Here is a 17,878-nt window from a genome sequence, read left to right on the forward strand (position 1 = left end):
GGTCAGACCGCCTCGGCGCGCCGCAGTCGCAGGGTCAGGATCTGGAAGGGACGCAGCGTGACGGGGACCGTGCCGCCGGCCGCCATGTCCGCGTCCTCCAGCGGCCGCTCCAGCAGGTCGGTGACCTGGGCGCCGGCGAGCGGGAAGCCGGTGCGCAGGACGCCGTCGGCCCGGCCGCCCCGGGACTCGTAGAGCCGTACGACGACATCGCCGGAGCCGTCGTCGGCGAGCTTGACCGCCTCGACCGTCACGCCCTCGCCGTCCACCGAGACCACCGGCTCCGGCGCGAGCGCCGCCTCGGCCACCCGCAGCGGGAGGTTCAGCGCGTAGCCCTCCGCGACCGCGTCCGCGATGTCCGCGCCGGGCAGCAGGGAGTAGGTGAAGCGGTGCCGGCCCTGGTCGGCGCCCGGGTCCGGGACGCGCGGGGCGCGCACCAGGCTCAGCCGGACCGTGGTGGTCGTACCTCCCCCAGCCTCCGGCCGGGGGGACCCCCATCTCGCTTCGCTCGCCCCCCGGACCGTGCGGGAGACGTCGTGTCCGTACGTCGAGTCGTTGATGACCGCGACGCCGTAGCCGGGTTCGCCGATGTGCACCCAGCGGTGGCCGGAGACCTCGAAGCGGGCCGCCTCCCAGCTGGTGTTGGTGTGCGTGGGGCGCTGCACGTGCCCGAACTGGATCTCGGCGGAGGAGTGCGGCGCGCGGATGTCCACCGGGAAGGCGGCCTTGAGGATCTTCTCGGCCTCGTGCCAGTCGATGTCCGTCTCGAAGTCGATGCGGGGGCTGCCCGCGCGGACGGTGATCGTCTGGGTGATCCGAGAGCCCTTGCCGAAGGAGCGCGTGACGCGGATCGCGCCGATCAGCGGGTCGTCTTCGACGACGGTGACGGACTCGGCGTCCAAGAGGTCCGTGTACCGGTTCTTGTAGTGCTTGTCGATGTCCCAGGCGTCCCAGTAGTTGGGGAGGTCGGTGTGCAGGCGGAGGAGGTTGCCGGGCTCGGCGAGGACTTCGCGGTCGGCCCGTAGGTCGTACACGGACGACAGTGTGCCGTCCTCCGCCACCTGTACCCGGACCAGGCCGTTGTCCAGCACCCGTGCGTCGACCGTCACCGGCTGCGGCGGCTCGGCGTTCGCCAGGGGCGCGCTGCCGCTCGCCGGTACCTCGACGTAGGCCGGTCGCCCCTCGGCGGTGCGGACCACCTCCGCGCGGGCGAAGGGGCTCGTGTTGAACACGCGCGTCCCGCCGGCGCCGAGCGCGGCCACCGCCGCGGCGGTCAGCTCCTCCAGCTCCCCCGCCACGCGGGCGTATTCGGCCTCCGCCTCGCGGTGCACCCAGGCGATGGACGAGCCGGGCAGGATGTCGTGGAACTGGTGCAGCAGGACCGTCTTCCACAGGCGGTCGAGCTGTTCGTACGGGTAGCGGTAGCCGGGTGCGTGCAGCGCGGCCGTCGTCGCCCACAACTCGGCCTCGCGCAGCCGGTGTTCGCTGCGCCGGTTGCCCTGCTTGGTGCGGGCCTGGGAGGTGTAGGTGGCGCGGTGCAGCTCCAGGTACAGCTCGCCGACCCAGACCGGGGCGTCCGGGTATTCGGCGCGGGCCTTGGCGAAGAACGCGTCGGGGTGTTCGATCTCGACCCTCGGGGAGCCCTCCAGGTCCCTGAGGCGCCGGGCTCGTTCCATGATCTCGCGGGTGGGGCCGCCACCGCCGTCGCCCCAGCCGAAGGGGGCCAGCGAACGCGTGGCGCCGCCCTTCTCCTGGTAGTTGCGCACCGCGCGGGACATCTCCTCGCCGCTGAAGCGGGCGTTGTAGGTGTCGATCGGCGGGAAGTGGGTGAAGATGCGGGTGCCGTCGATGCCCTCCCACCAGAAGGTGTGGTGGGGGAACCTGTTGGTCTGGTTCCAGGAGATCTTCTGGGTGAGGAACCACTCGTTGCCGGCCAGCTTGGCCAGCTGCGGGTAGGCGGCGGTGTAGCCGAAGGAGTCCGGCAGCCACACGCCCTTGGTCTCGATGCCGAAGTGCTCGAGGAAGAACCGCTTGCCGTGGATCAGTTGACGGGCCATCGCCTCGCCGCCGGGCAGGTTGCCGTCGGCCTCCACCCACATGCCGCCGACCGGCGCCCACTGGCCCTTCTTCACGGACTCCTTGATACGGGCCCACACGTGCGGGTAGTGGTCACGTACCCACGCGTACTGCTGGGCCTGCGAGCAGGCGAAGACGAAGTCGTCGTACTCGTCGGCCAGCGACGTGACGTTGGAGAAGGTGCGGGACGTCTTGCGCTTGGTCTCGCGGATCGGCCACAGCCAGGCCGAGTCGATGTGCGCGTGGCCGACGCCGGAGATGCGGTGCGCGCTCGCGTGCGCGGGCTTGGCCAGCACCGGCCCCAGGGCCTCGCGCACCGCGGTCGCCGAGCCGGAGACGTCGTCCAGGTCGAGCAGGTCCATGGCCCGGTCGAGGGCGTGCATGATCTCGTGCCGGCGCGGGTCGTGCTCACCCAGCTGCAGCATCAGTTCACGCAGCACCTGGACGTCGAGGTCGAGGTGCCAGATCTCCTCGTCGAGGACGGCGATGTCGGCGCGGCGGAAGGTGTACAGGGGACGGTCGCCTGCCGTCAGCACATCGCCCAACGGGGTCGGGGCCGCGAAGTCGCCCGCGAGGATGTCGGGGTTGGAGGCCGCCTCGACCAGGTAGTGGATCTCCTCGCCGCCCGCGGCCGGGTTGGCGATCGGCACGTACTGGTTGAGGGGGTTCACCGCCTTCAGCGGCATCCCGTCGGTCCGGTGCACCAGCGCCTCGGCCTGGTTGCCGGGCCAGTCGCCCACGAAGCCGAGGTCGATGACGGCCTCGACGCGCCGGCCCGCGAACTCGGCGGGCACCTGCCCGCGCATCCGGAACCAGGTCGTCCCCCAGGGCGGTCCCCACGGGGTGTGCATCGCGAAGGGCTCGTACGGCGCGGCCGCGGCCTCCTCGAAGGAGACGGGCTCCCCCGGCGCCTGCCAGGCCGCGACCTCGAAGGGGACGGCGGCCGCGTACACGGCGGGCTTGATGCGCTGGTTGTGGAGGCGCTCTACGCGCTCCTCGATGCGGCGGCGTTCGTCGTGCATGGAGGTCTCCAGGGAAGCGGGGAGGGAGAGGGGGAAAGCGCTTACCGAAGATACGCCAGGCCGGGGTGGACCTGGGTGTAGCCCTCGACCAGCCTGCGGGCCACGTTCACGGAGTCGACCAACGGGTGCAGCGCGAAGGCCTTCACGGCCGTGGCGCGCGAACCGGACTCGGCGGCGGCGAGGACCTCGCGCTCGACGGCCTTGACCGCGCACACCAGGCCGGTGGCGTGGCCGGGCAGCGGATCGACGGCGACCGGGTGGGCGCCGCCTGCGTCGACCAGGCAAGGGACCTCGATGACGGCCTCGGCGTCCAGCACGGACAGCGTGCTGCGGTTGCGCACATTGAGGATCAGGGTGGTGCGTTCGTTGCGGGCGATGGCCCGCATCAGCGCGAGTGCCACCTTCTCGTAGCCGCCGGAGAGGTCGTCGGCGGCGCGGTCGCCGGCGCCGGCCGTCTCCCGGTTCTCGGCCATGTAGGTCGCCTCGCGTTCGGCGCGGGTGCGGTCCCAGAGGTCGAGCGCGCGGACGCCGGGGCGCCCGGCTTCCTCGTAGAACCGTGCCTGCTGGTCGCGCAGGAAGGCGCCGCGGGTCTTCTCGGCCTGCTGGTAGGCGCGTACGGCCTCGCGGTTGAAGTAGTAGTAGTGCAGGTACTCGTTCGGGATCGCGCCCAGCGAGCGCAGCCAGCCGACGCCGAAGAGCTTGCCCTCCTCGAACGAGCCGAGCAGACCGGGGTCGGCGAGCAGGCGCGGCAGTTCGTCCCGCCCTGCGATGCGCAGGCCGCGTACCCAGCCGAGGTGGTTGAGGCCGACGTAGTCGATCCATGCCTCGGCGGGGTTCGCGCCGAGTACGCGGGCGATACGGCGGCCGAGGCCGACCGGCGAGTCGCAGATGCCGATGACGCGGTCGCCGAGGTGCCGGGACATCGCCTCGGTGACCAGGCCCGCCGGGTTGGTGAAGTTGATGACCCAGGCGTCGGGGGCGAGGCGGGCCACCCGCCGGGCGATGTCGACGGCGACCGGGACCGTCCGCAGACCGTAGGCGATGCCGCCCGCGCCGACGGTCTCCTGGCCGAGGACGCCCTCCGCGAGGGCCACCCGTTCGTCGTTCGCCCTGCCCTCCAGGCCGCCGACGCGAATCGCGGAGAAGACGAAGTCGGCGCCGCGCAGGGCTTCGTCGAGGTCGGTCGTGGCGGTCACGCGGGGGGCGTCGTCGACGGTCGACGCCTGCTCGGCCAGGACACGGGTGACGGCGTGCAGTCGGCTGTCGTCCAGATCGTGCAGCACGACCTCCGTGACCCGCCCCTCGCCGCGGTCCGTCAGCAGCGCCCCGTACACGAGCGGCACCCGGAATCCGCCGCCGCCCAGAATCGTCAGCTTCACCCGGTTCCTCCGATCAGGTAAGCTGCGCGCAACGCGTTGCGAGAACCAAGCACGCGGCACCTCCTTGAACTCGCTTCAAGACCCCGGGCTGGTTCCAACCCGGCTGGTGTTGAGGGTGTAAGGCCTCGCTGTTCGCTGAACGGTGAGGCAGCCTGAGCCAGGAATCCCCCCGCTTCAGCTGGGGGAGGGTTCAAGTCTGCACCTTTCCCGCCAGGACCACGTCGACGCCCGCCTCCTCCAAGGAGGCCCGCGTCGCCGGGTCGACCGGCCCGTTCGTCACCACCACGTCCAGGTCCTCGGGACCGCAGACCCTCGCCATCCCCGTCCCCGGGAACTTGGCCGCGTCGGCGAGCAGCTGGCATGTGGCCCTCCCGGTCGTCCGCCCGAGCCTCGCCTTCCTCGGCATCTTCACCTTCATGAGCCAGTGGAACGACTACGCCTGGCCCCTGATCGCCCTCACCGACCCGGACAACGTCACCCTCCAGGTGGCCCTCTCTCAGCTGAACGGCACCCACGGCACCACCGACTACGGCATGGTGATGACCGGCGCCCTGCTCGCCCTGATCCCGCTGCTGATCGTGTTCGCGATCGGCGCCCGGCAGATCATCGGGGACCCGGCCAAGGGCGCCATCCGCTGATGGCCCGGCCGAGGGACCGCCCGACGGACCCGCTGCCGGCGCTGCGCCCCCGGGAGGCGGACCACTGGGCGGCCATCGAGTCAACGCCGGCTCTTCAGGGCGGCTTCACCCGGGGGTTCTGGGGCCACGGAATCGTGCAGCGCGTGAGCGACGGAAGACCGGCCGGGCGCGCGGGCGCCGGACTCTTTGACAACGGTGTCGCGGCGCCCGGGCACCGCCGGGCGTACGGCGGCGACTTCGGCGAGACGGTGCACGACGGCGCCTTCGTCGCGGACGGGCTGGTCCTCCCGGACCGCACTCCGGAGCGGGCCCTGTCCGAGCACGGGGAGACTGCGGCTCCGGTCCGCATCCGGTGCTACCGGCACGAGGGGATCGTCCTCGCCAACCACCAGCGCTTCCGTGGCCTGAGCCATCTGGCGGCCACCTGGCAGCTGTCCCTGGCCGACGGCCGTACGCTGACCGGCCCCGCCGAGCTGCCCGATCTGCGGCCGGGCGAGACGGCCGCCGTGCCGCTGCCCTTCGCCCTACCGGCGGACGGCGGCGAGGCCTGGCTGACGCTGCGAGTGAGGGCCGCCATGGACGAGCCGTGGGCACCGCGCGGCACGGAGGTGTGCGCGCCGCGGGTGCGGTTGCGGGCGCGCGCCGTGCAAGAGTCCGAGCCTGCCGTGTCCGCGCCGCGGGTGCGGTTGCGGGCGGCCGCCGTGGCGGAGCCCGAGCCTGCCACCTCCGCACCGCGGGTGCAGCCGCGGGCGGCCGCCGCTGTGGAAGCGTCCGGGCCGCCGGTGGCGGTGGACGACGACGGGCTGCTGGTGCATCCGCTGTTGACGGCGGCGCCCGTGCTGTCGCTGTGGCGGGCGCCGGCCGACCACGACGAGCCGGGCCGAATCGCCCGGCGCCGGCGCACCCGGGGCCTGGACGCGCTGGTCCGCAAGGTCGTCTCGGTGCGCCGCGAGGGCGATGCGGTGACCGTGCTCGCCGAGTACGCGGGGACCGCCGGTGTCGTACGGCACCGGCAGGAGTTCACGCCGGTCGAGGGCGGCATCCGGGTGGCCGAGTCCGCGGAGCTGCCGCCGGAGTTCGCCGATGTGGCCCGGGTCGGCTCGGTGTTCGAGACGGTGCCGGGGCTCGATCTGCTGGAGTGGTCCGGGCAGGGGCCCCGGGAGTCGGGCCCGGACGGCCCTCACACGCTGCCCGTGGACGCGGTGATCACGCCGTGTCCGCGCCCGCACGAGAACGGCGGCCGGCACGGGGTGCGGCGGTTCACGCTGTCGGCACCGGACGCCACCGGGCTCGTGGTCGAGCTGGACGAGCCGCGGCAGGTGTCCGTCACCCGCCCACAGCCCTCGGCCATCCGCACCGAAAGCCCGACCGCCGCCCACCCCGGCGAGCCGGTGCCCCACCCGGGCTGCGTGGTGCACCTCGATGCCGTGCACCGGGGCCCCTACAGCGCTCCCTCCTCCTCCGTCCCCGCCGGTGTCCACCACTGGACCTGGACCCTGCGCGTTCTCTGACTCCCCCCACGCCTCCTCTCCCCTTCACCTCTCACGGAGCACACGTGTGCACTTCGCATGACCACCCCCAGGGCGAGGCCGCGCAGGCCGGAGCCGGACGACGCAGTTTCCTCAGGGCCACGGCGCTGCTCGGTGCCGCCGCCACCGCCTCTGTCGCGCTGCCGGCCGTGGCCGAGGCGGCTCCCACGAGCAGCCGGCGGCCCGACACGGACAGCCGCCGCTTCACCCTCGCGGTGATGCCCGACACCCAGTACCTCTTCGACGGCCCCAGCATCGACCAGGCGCCCGTCGAGGCCTCCCTGCGCTACCTGCTGGAGCGCTGCGAGGGCGAGGACGCCGAGAACATCGTGTTCCTCACCCACCTCGGCGACCTCACCCAGAACGGTGCCGAGGAGGAAGTCGCCGCGATCAGCGCGGCGTTCGGGATCCTGGACCGGCGGGGCGTGGGCTACAGCGTCGTCGCGGGCAACCACGACGTGCGGTCCTCGACGGACGACCAGCGCGGTACGACACCGTATCTGGACGCCTTCGGGCCGCAGCGGTTCGCGGACAAGGCGACCTTCGGCGGTGCCTCGCCCGACGGCTACAACACCTTCCACCTGTTCCGGGCGGCCGGACGGGAGTGGATGGTGCTCGCCCTGGACTGGCGGCTGTCGGCGAAGGGGTACGCGTGGGCCCGGGACGTGCTGGCCCGGCACCCGAAGACGCCGGTCGTTCTCACCACCCACGAGCTGGTCTCCGAGGACGACACCCTCTCCGCCTACGGGCAGAAGCTGTGGGACCAGCTGATCGAGGATCACGACCAGATCTTCCTCACCCTCAACGGGCACTTCTGGCCGGCGGGCCGCGCCACCCGCAAGAACGCGGCCGGGAACGACGTACACCTCCACCTGACGAACTACCAGAACCGTTACTTCGGCGGCGCGGCGATGATCCGTCTGTACCGCTTCGACCTCGACCGGAACGTCATCGACGTGGAGACGATCTCCCCGTGGATCCTCGGCCGGGCCGCGAAGGGGCTCAACGAGCTGGAGCGGCAGGAGATCGAGCTGAGCGGGGACGCGGACCGCTTCTCCGTCGAGATCGACTTCGCGGAGCGCTTCTCCGGCTTCGACCCGGTGCCGGCGCGCCCGGCCCGGCCCGCCTCGCAGCTGGTCGTCCCCGGCACCCTGGCGTACTGGCGCTTCGACGCGCCCGTGTCCGGCACGGTCCGCGACCTGTCCGGGCGGGGCAACGACCTCGTGCCGGTATCGGTGGGCGGCGGCTCGCTCGGCTGGTCGGCGGACCACCACCCGGACCAGCCCGGCCACGGCAGCCTGGAGTTCACGGGCTACAAGTCGCCGCTGAAGGGTGCCTATCTGAAGACGGTCGACGGGGCGCCGCTCAACACCGCGACGTTCAGGAGCGGTTACACCATCGAGGCCTTCTACTGGCTGCCCGCCGACTGGGACGCCTCGCACCACGCGTGGGCGGGGCTCCTCAGCCGCACCGGCACGGGTGGAGCCGCCGGCAAGACCGCGGACGATCCGGACGAGCCGCTCGCCACGCTGTCGATCTCCGACGGGCCCGGGCCGCAGTGGGCGGTGCGTCCGCTCAACCAGCAGGGCATCGCCACCAACTGGGGTGACGAGACCGCCCGCGAGACCTGGTGGCACCTCGCCGTCGTCAACGACGGCCGGCACACGACGATGTACGTCCAGGGCTGTCCCGTGGCCCGCAATCCGCACGCCGCCGCCGTCGGGCTCACCTCGCTCGGGCTGCCGTGGCTGCTCGGCGGCTACGAGTACGCCGGGAAGATCGACCAGATCCTGCACGGCCGCCTCGGCGACGTCCGGATCGTCGCACGGGCACTGCCCGTCACCTCCTTCATGAACCACTGACGCCCTCGAAGAGGAGCCTTCGACGATCATGACCGAGCAGCAGCTGCCCGCCTGGGCCGACCCGTCCGTCTCCCCCGCATCCCTCGACGCCCAGGGCGTGTCGAGACGCGGACTCCTGCTCCGCGCCGGCCTGTTCGGCGCCGCGTTCACCCTCGGCTCGGCCGCCACGCCCGCCTTCGCCTCCGGCAAGCCGGAACTCGGCGGCGACGACCCGCGCCTCGCCTACCTGGTCGGCGACCACCACGTCCACTCCGTGTACAGCCACGACGCGAAGTACACGTTCTCCCAGCAGGCCCAGGCCGCCGCCAGGTACGGCCTGGACTGGATGGTGTTCAACGAGCACTCCAACTTCGGGCACGCCCACTACGGCGCGCAGCTGGAGCACCAGGAGATCCTCAAGGCCCGCGCCGAGAACCCGCGCCAGCTGATCTTCCAGGGCCTGGAGTGGTACATCCCGGCCGCCGAGCACTGCACGGTCTTCGCCGCCCCCGGCCCCAACGAGGCCGACCTGCTCACCCAGTTCGAACTCGCCTACGACGGCAAGCTGTTGGGCTACACGGACGGCGCGCCGGGCAACGCGAACACGGCCCGCAACGAGGCACACGCCGTCAAGGCCATTCAGTGGCTGGCCGAGCAGCGCCGCACCGGGTACGTCGACGACGTCCTCGTCCTCGCCAACCACCCGCTGCGCCTCGGCATCGACTCCCCGCACGAGATGCGCAACTGGCGCGACGCGGCTCCCGAGATCGTGATCGGCATGGAGGGGGCGCCCGGCGCTCAGGGCGCGGCGATCCCCGGCTGGCGTGGCGCGACCACCTCGATCCGCGGCGAGTACGAGAACAAGCCGTCCGCCAACTCCTTCGCCGGTTACCCGGCGGAGGCCTACGTCACCTACGGCGGCTTCGACTGGGCGACGGCGACCGTCGGCGGGCTGTGGGACTCGATGCTGGCCGAGGGCAGGCTGTTCTCCATCACCACCAACTCCGACAACCACCGCACGGTCTTCGACACCTGGAAGAACGGCGACTGGCAGCCCGGCCAGAACTTCGACAACACCGGCAAGCTGCCCGACCCGGTGAACACGGACACCCCGCAGCCCGGCAGCGACTTCTGGCCCGGCGAGTTCAGCCGCACCCACGTCGGTGTGACCCGCTACGGCTACCGCGCCGTGATGGCGGGCCTGCGCGCGGGCCGTATCTGGCTGGACCACGGGCACCTGCTGGACGGGCTCGACGTGCGCCTGAAGCGGGACTGCGACTTCGGGCGCGGCGTCACGCTGGGCGGACGACTGCGCGTCCGCAAGGGCGAGAAGCTCACGCTGTACGTGACGGTGACCACCGCCTCACGGGCCAACCCGCAGGGAATCCTGCCCCAGTTGGCGCATGTCGACGTGATCCGGGGTGCGGTGCGCGGCCCGGCGGCCGACCGCGACAGCTGGCGGGCGCCCGACACCAAGGTCGTGCAGACCGAGGACGTCAGCGGTCGCACCGGCACGTACACCCTGCGCATCCCGCTGACCGCGGGCGACGAGTCCTTCTACGTGCGGCTGCGCGGCAGCGACGGCAACCGGAACGGCACCGGCTACCTCGGCGCTGCGATCGACCCGCACGGGCCGATCCCGCACCAGCCCGGGAACGGTGACCCGTGGATCGATACGTGGTTCTATTCCAACCCCATCTTCGTCGACGTGGCAGGAGCCTGATGAAGCGTCATCTCTTCACCCTCACCGCCTTACTGGGAGCGCTCGCGCTCGGCGCCCCGAGCGCCTCCGCCGCCGAGGGCCCCCAGTGGGCGCCGGCCGGGACGTCGTACACCGACACCCTGGGCGGCGGGCAGGGGCTCGCGAGCCGGGCGAACGGGTCGCTGCTGCACCGCGGTCTGCTGGACATCCCGCTGGACCTCAGGATCAAGGGCTGGAACCACGTCGGAGACCCGGACATCGCGCGCGGCTACGTCTTCGACGCCTACCAGGGCGCCGACACGGCCACCGCGAAGCTGTACGCGGTCACCACGCCGTCCGGGAAGCGGTACGACTACGTGCATCCGCTGGACCCGGGCGAGAAGGTGAACAACTCCTTCGCGACCGTCTCGCCCGACGGCCAGTGGCTGGTGTCGGGCGAGTGGGGCGACCAGAACCGGCTCCAGGTGTTCCCGGCACCCCTGCTGAACCCGGCCACGCCGGCCACCGGCGGGTCGCTGGCCCAGGCCGGTCAGGTCAGCCTGGACAGGCCGGTGCGCGACATCCAGGGCTGTGACTTCGTCACCGCCACCCGGCTGCTGTGCGCCTCGGACGACGCCTCCGGCGCGCTCTTCCCGCAGAGCAGGCCGCTGCTCCAGGTCGACCTCCCGCACCCGCTGGACGGCAAGCCGGTGACCGGAGCCGTGACGAGCCTGTTCGGGCTTCCGCAACAGAGCGTGTGCACGGGCACGTTCGAGGCGGAGGGCGTCGACTACGACCCGGGCAGCGCCACCCTGCGGGCCGAGGTGATCCCGCCGGGCGTGTGCGCGGTCGCGACGACCGTGTACGCCTACCGGCAGCAGTAGCCGCCTCTCACGCGTAGAAGCGGGAGAGACTCTGCAGGACGGCGGCGGGCTTCCCGCCGCCGTCCACCTCGATCGTGCCGTCGACGGCGATCTGCACCCCGCCCGGCACGTCCTCGACGGAGGCGAGCCTCGCGGCGAGCCGGATGCGTGAGCCCGCCTTCACCGGGGCGGGGAAACGCACCTTGTTCAGACCGTAGTTGACCTTGGTCGTCACCCCCTGGACGTCCAGCAGCTCGGTGAAGAGCGGGATGAACAGGGACAGGGTGAGGTAGCCGTGCGCGATCGGGGCGCCGAAGGGGCCGTCCTTGGCGCGTTCGGGGTCCACGTGGATCCACTGGTGGTCGCCGGTGGCGTCGGCGAAGGTGTCGATGCGTTCCTGGGTGACCTCGATCCACTCGCTGGTGCCGAGGTCGCTGCCGGCCAGCTTCTTCAGCCCGTCCAGGCCGTTGACGGTGACGGTCATGAGGTGCCTTTCCTTACGGGAGTTGGCGGCCGAAGTCCCGGCGCACCCGGGACTTGAGCAGCTTTCCGGAGGCGGTGCGCGGGAGGGCGTCCGCGACCACCAGCGACTTGGGGATCTTGTACTTGGCGAGCCGTCCGGCCAGCGAGGCCAGCACCTCGCCCGGGTCGAGTGCCCCACTCTCGTGGGGGACGACGACCGCGCGGGGCACCTCGCCCCACCTGTCGTCCGGGACGCCGATGACCGCGCACTCCGCTATGGCGGGGTGGGCGAGCAGCAGGTCCTCGATCTCGGCGGGGTAGATGTTCTCCCCACCGGAGATGATCATGTCCTTCATGCGGTCGACGATGTACACGTATCCGTCCGCGTCGGCCCGGGCCGCGTCCCCGCTGCGGAACCAGCCCTCCGCGAAGGAGGCGGCCGTCTCCTCGGGCAGCCCCCAGTAGCCGGACATGACGTGCGGCCCGCGCACGACGACCTCGCCGGTCTCGCCCACGTCCACCGGGGTGAGGTCGGGCCGGACCACCCGGACGTCGCTGAAGAAGTGCGGTACGCCTGCCGAGCCGGCCTTGCTCACCGCGTGCTCGGCGTCCAGGAACAGGGTGCCGGGCGCGGCCTCGGTCATGCCGTAGCCCTGCAGGAAGGTGAGCCCGCGTTCCTGGTAGGCGGCGATCAGCGGGGTCGGCACGGGTGAGCCGCCGCAGGTGAGGATCCTGAGCGAGGACAGGTCGGCGTCCGGCCAGCGCGGGTGCCGGGCGATCAGGTCGAACATGGTCGGCACGCCGAACATGAAGGTGATCCGGTGCCGTTCGATCAGGTCGAAGGTGGCCTCCGGGTCGAAGGACTCCGCCAGGACGCAGGTGCCGCCCTTCAGCAGGACCGGCAGGGTCAGCATGTTGAGGCCGGCCGTGTGGAACAGCGGGGCGCAGACCAGGGCGCGTTCGTCGGCGGTCAGGTCGGTGTCCACCAGGACGTTGACCGCGTTCCAGGTGAGGTTGCCGTGAGTGAGCATCGCGCCCTTGGGCCGGCCGGTCGTCCCCGAGGTGTACATGAGGATGCAGGTGTCGTCGGGGGTGACGGGTTCGTCGATCGGCTCGTCGCTCGCCGAGGCCAGCAACTCCTCGTAGGCGGTGCCCACTTCGACGTACGTACGGACCTCCGGGGTCTCGGGCGGCGCGCCGCGGGAGGGGGTGTGGACGAGGACCCGGGCGCCGGAGTCGGCGAGCTGGAAGGCGAGTTCGGGGTCGGCGAGGCGGGTGTTGAGGGGGACGAAGACCGCGCCGAGCGTGCCGGCGGCGAACAGTGTCTCCAGGTAGGCGGGGTGGTTGGGGCCGAGGTAGGCGACGCGGTCGCCGCGGCGGACGCCCCGGGCGCGCAGGGCATGGGCGAGACGGGTGGTGCGTGTGTGCAAGGTGCGGTAGTCCGTCGACCGGTCACCGTGTATCAGCGCGGTGCGGTGCGGGGTCTTGCGGGCCCGGCGTGCGGGCCACGACCCCAGTCCCTCGTTGCGCATCTGACGCCCCCTACGGTTTCGTCAGCCCGAGCAGCCGGGCGGCGTTCTCCTTGAGGATCTTCGGCCGCACCTCGTCCCTGACGGGCAGCTTCGCGAAGTCGGCGAGCCAGCGGTCGGGGGTGAGGACGGGGAAGTCGGAGCCGAAGAGGACCTTGTCCTTCAGCAGCGTGTCGGCGTACTGCACCAGCTGCGGCGGGAAGTACCTCGGCGACCAGCCGGACAGGTCGATGTGCACGCCCGGCTTGTGCGTGGCGACGGCCAGGGCCTCGTCCTGCCAAGGGAACGAGGGATGCGCCAGGATGATCTTCAGATGGGGGAAGTCGGCGGCGACATCGTCCACGTACAGGGGGTTGGAGTACTTCAGGCGGATGCCGCCCCCGCCAGGCACGCCCGCGCCGATGCCGGTCTGGCCGGTGTGGAACAGGGCGATGGTCCCGGTCTCCTCGATCACCTCGTACAACGCGTAGGCCGCCGCACGGTCGTTGGGGAAGAAGCCCTGGATGCCGGGGTGGAACTTGAAGCCCTTCACCCCGTACTCCTCGACCAGCCGCCGGGCCTGCCGCACGCCCGCCTTCCCGCGGAAGGGGTCGATGGAGGCGAAGGGAATGAGCACGTCCGTGTTGGCGGCGGCCGCCTCCGCCACTTCCTCGTTCGGGACGGGCGCGGTGCCGGTGGCGGACTCGGCGTCCACCGTGAAGATCACGGCGGCCATCTTCCGCTCGCGGTAGTAGGCGGCCGTCTCCTCGAGGGTCGGCTTCCGCCTCCCCTCGACCTTGAAGTAGGCGGCGGAGGCGGCGTGCAGGTCGTCGTCCAGGGAGGAGTGACCCTTCGAGGACACCTCCGCGTGGGTGTGGACGTCGATCGCGACCAGGTTCTCGATGTCCATCACGCCTCCGGGACCTTCGGCGCGGGGATGCCGACCGTCTGGGGCTCGGCACCGACCGACGTGTGCCAGGCATCGGCGAGCGCCTCGGGGCTCCAGCCGCCGTCCGCGTACGCCGCCCGGATCTCCTGCGGATGCGACCAGAGCGCCACCTTGTCGCCGCCGATGCCGATGGCCTGGCCGGTGATCCCGCGTGCCGCCCCGGAGGCGAGGAAGGGCACGAGGGCCGCGCAGTCCTCGGGGGTGCCGAAGCCCTCGCCCTTGCGCAGGAAGTCCGGCAGCGGGGTGCCGCCGCGCAGCGCCTCGACGTACGGGGCGAAGGCCGGGATGGTCTGGGTCATCGCGGTCGCGGCGACCGGCACGATCGCGTTGACGGTGATCTGCGCGCGGGCCAGCTCCAGCGCCCAGGTGCGGGCCATCGCGGCGATGCCGGCCTTGGCGGCGGCGTAGTTGGTCTGCCCGAAGTTGCCGCGCTGCCCGGCCGGGGAGCCGACCAGGATCAGCGTGCCGCCCGCGCCCTGCTCGCGCATGCGGACGGCGGCGGCACGGGCGCAGGTGAACGTGCCCCTGAGGTGGGTGGTGACCACCGCGTCGAAGTCCTCGTCGGTCATCTTCCACAGCACCTTGTCGCGCAGGATGCCGGCGTTGGTGACCAGGATGTCGAGCCGCCCGAACTCCTGAACGGCCCGGTGTACGAGGCGGTCGGCGGCCTCGGCGGTGCCGACCGGGACCACCTCGGCGACGGCGGTGCCGCCGGCCTCGGTGATGGACTTGACGGCCTCCTCGGCCACGGCGTCGTCAATGTCGTTGACGACCACCGAGGCGCCGTGGGCGGCGAGGGCGTGGGCATAGGCGAGGCCGAGGCCCCGGCCGCTGCCGGTGACGACGGCGGCCTTTCCGGTGAGATCGACGGGAGGCACGAGCGGGTCCCTTCGTTCGCATGCAGGCGACTTCGAGATCGAAGCTAAGAGCAATAATTGTTGTCGTCAATAGTTGTTATCGTCCTTCGGATACGGCATGCTGGGATGCGCACCACCGAACGGACCGAGACCAGGGGGCCCGCCATCACCCGCCGGCACACGAAGAACCCGAGCCCGATCGACGCGGACGAGCCGTGGATGCGCGGGCTGCACGCGGACACGGGCTATCTGCTGTACCGCCTCGGCCTGCGCTCCGGGCAGATGTTCAACGCGTTCCTGCAGGAGTCCGGGTTGCGGCTGCGGCACTACGCGGTGCTGCGCTTCCTCGCCACCTCCGAGGGTGCGCTCCAGCGCGAGCTGAGCACCCGGCTCGGCTACGACCCGAGCGCGATCGTGGGTCTGGTCGACGAGTTGGAGAAGCTGGGCTTCGCCGAGCGCCGCCCCTCCCCCGACGACCGGCGCAGCAGGATCGTCGTCCTGACCGAGGGGGGCCGCACCTTCCTGCGGGACACCGACGAGGCGGGCCGCAGGGTGACGAACGACCTGCTGGACCAGCTGGACGCGGCGGAACGCGAGACACTGCACGCTCTGCTGCTGCGGGTCGCGGACCGGCCATGAGCGGCCGGTCAGGTGCGCGACGGCGCGGAGGTCGTCTGCACCGGGTGAGGTCCCCGCGCCCGTGGGCTCCGGGCGCGGGGACCTCTGCGGTACGGCTGTGCCGGGTGACGAATCAGCAGTTGCCGGTGTCCGCCTTGCCGTCGAACCGGTCGCCCAGCCAGTCGACCACATCGCCGATGGCGTTCGGGTCGCTGGTGAGGTGGTCGCCCGCGTACGCGCTCCAGCGGGTGCTGATGCCGGCGGCGCAGTAGGCGCGGCGGGTCGCGCTCGCGGTCCGGGCGGGGATCACCTCGTCCAGCAGGCCGCGGTACTGGAACACCGGGAAGCCGATCTCGTAGCGGGCGCCGGAGCGGGGTGTGCCGACCCCCGCCCCCAGCGTGTTGGCGTCGACGGCGTCGCCCCAGGTGGTGCCGTCCGGGCCGCTGAGGGCGTAGATCTGGTCGAGCGTCAGCCGGTCCTTGGTGTAGTGCTCGATCCGTGTGCCCGGGAAGCGGCTCACGGTGCCGGCCGCGCACAGCGATTCGGCGTCCTTGACGGCCTTGCGGCCGCTGTCGTTCAGGAGGTCGTCGAACGGCAGGTCCGGGTGGGTGACGGACAGTCCGATGAACGCGTCCACCAGGAACCCGGCGAAGAACTGCCCGTCGAGGTTGCTCGCCACCTGCGTGAGGTCGGCGGGGATCCCGCCGGAGGCCGCGCCGACGACGTGCAGTTCGGGGGCGTACGACCGGGCGAGCTGGGCCGCCCACAGGCTGCCGGAGCCGCCCTCCGAGTAGCCCCAGATCCCGACCTTGGCCTCGGGACTCACCCCGGTGCCGGGCACCCGGGAGGCCACGCGGGCCATGTCGAGGGCGGCATGGCCCGCCTCGACCCCGGAGGCGTAGGGGTGGACCTGGCCGTCCAGGTATCCCTGGCCGTCCGTCGCGGCCACGGCGTAACCGGCGTTGAGCAGGGCCGCGATGTTCGGGACCTCGTAGGCGTCCTGGTACTGGCCCGCGAGCTGTTTGGAGAACGCGCACTGCGGTCCGATGCCGAGGGTGCCGGGCACGAATGCGACCAGCGGCCGCTCGCCCGGTCCGGTCCACGGCTTGTGCGGTACGACGACGGTGCCGGCGACGGAGACCCGCCGGCCCCGCCCGTCGGTGGAGCCGTACTGCACCTTCCAGGCGTCCACCGCGGGGCCGCCGACCAGCATGGGCAGCGCGTCGACCCGGCGGCAGGCGACGACGGCACCCGGCTCGGCGGTGGCGCGGTCCGGGGGCCGGTATATGTCGGCGTCCGCGGCGGAGCACGCCTCAGGCGTTCCGGCCGACGCGGTCGCCGCCGGCACGGTCAGCAGTCCGCCGAGCAGGCCGGCGGCGGCGAGCAGCGCGGCTCTCCTGGGCAGCGGCTTCTTCGACCTGTGTGACATCACCTCAGAGCGTCCCTTCCGTGGGGTGAAGAGGTACGTGATGCTGAGCAGGCCGTGAGGTTACGGAACCGTAAGTAAGCGCTGATAGTTAGAGGATGATGAACCGGCGGGGCAGGGCTGTGCGCCGGTGACTAGCGTCGCAGCGCAACCGGAAAAGGGCCGGGCGTCGTCCTCTTGATCACCATGCCCACTACAAACCCGGCCGGTCTTCCGGCCTCTCCGGTCGGCCAACTGCTCGATTTCACCTGGACACAGGCCCGGTCCTGCGCCTTCGCCATAGCCCTGCTGTCCGGCGTGGCGGCGTCCGCCCTGCTGCCGCCTCTGCCGGTGGCCCGCTACGACCTGCTCGTCGGCTACGGCCTGTTCCTCACGCTGCTGTTCTGGCGGCGCGGCTGGGAGAGCGGACGCGATGTCGCCGTCATCGCCGCCTGCCATGTCATCGGTCTCGCCTTCGAGCTGGTGAAGGTCTCTCTCGGCTCGTGGAGCTACCCGGAACCGGCCGTGCTGAAGTTCGCGGGCGTCCCGCTGTACGGGGGCTTCCTCTACGCGGCCGTCGGCAGCTATGTCTGCCGGGCCTGGCACCTGTTCGACCTGGAGGTGGTCCGCTACCGGCCGTGGGCGACGGCGCTGGTGGCCGCCGCCGTCTACATCAACTTCTTCAGCCACCACTGGCTGCCCGACGCCCGCTGGCCGCTCGCCGCCCTCCTCGTGGCCGTCACCGCGCGTACGTCCGTGCACTTCACCGTCCGCGGGACACGGCGGCACATGCCGCTCGCGCTGTCCTTCGCCCTGATCGGGTTCTTCCTCTGGCTGGCGGAGAACCTGGCCACCTACGTGGGCGCGTGGCGCTACCCGTACCAGCTCCACGGCTGGCAGCCCGTCGACTTCGGCAAGTTCGGCGCGTGGGCCCTGCTCATCAGCGTCACGTTCGTCCTCGCGGCGTTCGGCCGGTCGAGGGCACCCACCCGGGCAGGGGGGAGCGTGACGGGGCCCGTTTCCGACACGTGATCGAATCGAGGCCCCGGTGGA

At 71.8% G+C, this 17,878-nt stretch carries 12 protein-coding genes and 3 pseudogenes; 7 read left to right on the plus strand and 8 right to left on the minus strand.

The features are described 5' to 3' along the window. Positions 1-2: 2 nt before the first annotated feature. From ACZ5DS_RS10300 to ACZ5DS_RS10310, 3 genes and pseudogenes are all read right to left on the minus strand, one after another. Entirely contained in the window at positions 3-3,095 is a 3,093-nt protein-coding gene (locus ACZ5DS_RS10300) for an alpha-mannosidase (protein ID WP_468235733.1), read from the minus strand. 41 nt (positions 3,096-3,136) lie between these two features. After that, a complete protein-coding gene (locus tag ACZ5DS_RS10305; RefSeq protein WP_468235734.1) occupies positions 3,137-4,474 on the minus strand; it encodes a 6-phospho-beta-glucosidase in 1,338 nt (445 codons plus the stop codon). 190 nt (positions 4,475-4,664) lie between these two features. After that, positions 4,665-4,829 (minus strand): annotated as a pseudogene (locus ACZ5DS_RS10310) (ArsR family transcriptional regulator); the annotation flags it as partial. Position 4,830: 1 nt separating this feature from the next. Between ACZ5DS_RS10310 and ACZ5DS_RS10315 the strand changes: the two are divergent. The 5 genes and pseudogenes from ACZ5DS_RS10315 to ACZ5DS_RS10335 all read left to right on the plus strand — a co-directional run. Next, positions 4,831-5,112, plus strand: a pseudogene (locus tag ACZ5DS_RS10315) (carbohydrate ABC transporter permease); the annotation flags it as partial. A gap of 56 nt (positions 5,113-5,168) precedes the next feature. Then, positions 5,169-6,623: pseudogene (locus ACZ5DS_RS10320) on the plus strand (beta-galactosidase domain 4-containing protein); the annotation flags it as partial. 44 nt (positions 6,624-6,667) lie between these two features. Further along, positions 6,668-8,503, plus strand: coding sequence for a LamG-like jellyroll fold domain-containing protein (locus ACZ5DS_RS10325; protein WP_468235735.1), 1,836 nt, complete (start codon positions 6,668-6,670; stop codon positions 8,501-8,503). 28 nt (positions 8,504-8,531) lie between these two features. Next, entirely contained in the window at positions 8,532-10,205 is a 1,674-nt protein-coding gene (locus ACZ5DS_RS10330) for a PHP domain-containing protein (RefSeq protein ID WP_468235737.1), read from the plus strand. Further along, positions 10,205-11,047, plus strand: a complete 843-nt coding sequence (locus tag ACZ5DS_RS10335) for a hypothetical protein (RefSeq protein ID WP_468235738.1) — start codon at positions 10,205-10,207, stop codon at positions 11,045-11,047. Before ACZ5DS_RS10330 ends, ACZ5DS_RS10335 begins: the two co-directional genes overlap by 1 nt. A 7-nt stretch (positions 11,048-11,054) precedes the next feature. On the opposite strand, the gene ACZ5DS_RS10340 is transcribed toward ACZ5DS_RS10335, so the two are convergent. From ACZ5DS_RS10340 to ACZ5DS_RS10355, 4 genes are read right to left on the minus strand one after another with little or no spacing between them, the layout of a single operon-like run. Further along, positions 11,055-11,510, minus strand: coding sequence for a MaoC family dehydratase (locus ACZ5DS_RS10340; RefSeq protein ID WP_468235740.1), 456 nt, complete (start codon positions 11,508-11,510; stop codon positions 11,055-11,057). 13 nt (positions 11,511-11,523) lie between these two features. Beyond that, positions 11,524-13,020, minus strand: a complete 1,497-nt coding sequence (gene menE, locus ACZ5DS_RS10345; RefSeq protein WP_468235741.1) for an o-succinylbenzoate--CoA ligase — start codon at positions 13,018-13,020, stop codon at positions 11,524-11,526. 10 nt (positions 13,021-13,030) lie between these two features. Further along, positions 13,031-13,906 carry an amidohydrolase family protein gene (locus ACZ5DS_RS10350; RefSeq protein WP_468235743.1) on the minus strand — a complete coding sequence of 292 codons (876 nt, stop codon included), beginning with the start codon at positions 13,904-13,906 and terminating at the stop codon, positions 13,031-13,033. Further along, the gene (locus tag ACZ5DS_RS10355) at positions 13,906-14,823 is read right to left on the minus strand and encodes an SDR family NAD(P)-dependent oxidoreductase (protein WP_468235745.1); all 918 of its coding nucleotides are present in this window, start codon (positions 14,821-14,823) and stop codon (positions 13,906-13,908) included. Before ACZ5DS_RS10355 ends, ACZ5DS_RS10350 begins: the two co-directional genes overlap by 1 nt. Positions 14,824-15,021: 198 nt before the next feature. Between ACZ5DS_RS10355 and ACZ5DS_RS10360 the strand changes: the two genes are divergently transcribed. Further along, a complete protein-coding gene (locus ACZ5DS_RS10360; RefSeq protein WP_468236406.1) occupies positions 15,022-15,441 on the plus strand; it encodes a MarR family winged helix-turn-helix transcriptional regulator in 420 nt (139 codons plus the stop codon). A gap of 112 nt (positions 15,442-15,553) precedes the next feature. Here ACZ5DS_RS10360 and ACZ5DS_RS10365 read toward each other — a convergent pair whose 3' ends face one another. Beyond that, complete coding sequence (locus ACZ5DS_RS10365) at positions 15,554-16,849, minus strand: lipase family protein (RefSeq protein WP_468235746.1); 1,296 nt, start codon at positions 16,847-16,849, stop codon at positions 15,554-15,556. A gap of 183 nt (positions 16,850-17,032) precedes the next feature. Here ACZ5DS_RS10365 and ACZ5DS_RS10370 point away from each other — a divergent pair, with 183 nt between their 5' ends. Then, the gene (locus tag ACZ5DS_RS10370; RefSeq protein WP_468235748.1) at positions 17,033-17,857 is read left to right on the plus strand and encodes a DUF817 domain-containing protein; all 825 of its coding nucleotides are present in this window, start codon (positions 17,033-17,035) and stop codon (positions 17,855-17,857) included. Positions 17,858-17,878 lie beyond the last annotated feature (21 nt).

The organism is Streptomyces sp. NPDC031100 (assembly GCF_055570785.1).

Bases quoted from the DNA above. Each gene is read 5' to 3' on its own strand.
- ACZ5DS_RS10360 (WP_468236406.1), top strand. From the start codon at position 15,022: ATGCGCGGGCTGCACGCGGACACGGGCTATCTGCTGTACCGCCTCGGC.
- ACZ5DS_RS10335 (WP_468235738.1), top strand. From the start codon at position 10,205: ATGAAGCGTCATCTCTTCACCCTCACCGCCTTACTGGGAGCGCTCGCG.
- ACZ5DS_RS10330 (WP_468235737.1), top strand. From the start codon at position 8,532: ATGACCGAGCAGCAGCTGCCCGCCTGGGCCGACCCGTCCGTCTCCCCC.
- menE (WP_468235741.1), bottom strand. From the start codon at position 13,020: ATGCGCAACGAGGGACTGGGGTCGTGGCCCGCACGCCGGGCCCGCAAG.
- ACZ5DS_RS10370 (WP_468235748.1), top strand. From the start codon at position 17,033: ATGCCCACTACAAACCCGGCCGGTCTTCCGGCCTCTCCGGTCGGCCAA.
- ACZ5DS_RS10300 (WP_468235733.1), bottom strand. From the start codon at position 3,095: ATGCACGACGAACGCCGCCGCATCGAGGAGCGCGTAGAGCGCCTCCAC.
- ACZ5DS_RS10350 (WP_468235743.1), bottom strand. From the start codon at position 13,906: ATGGACATCGAGAACCTGGTCGCGATCGACGTCCACACCCACGCGGAG.
- ACZ5DS_RS10365 (WP_468235746.1), bottom strand. From the start codon at position 16,849: ATGTCACACAGGTCGAAGAAGCCGCTGCCCAGGAGAGCCGCGCTGCTC.
- ACZ5DS_RS10340 (WP_468235740.1), bottom strand. From the start codon at position 11,510: ATGACCGTCACCGTCAACGGCCTGGACGGGCTGAAGAAGCTGGCCGGC.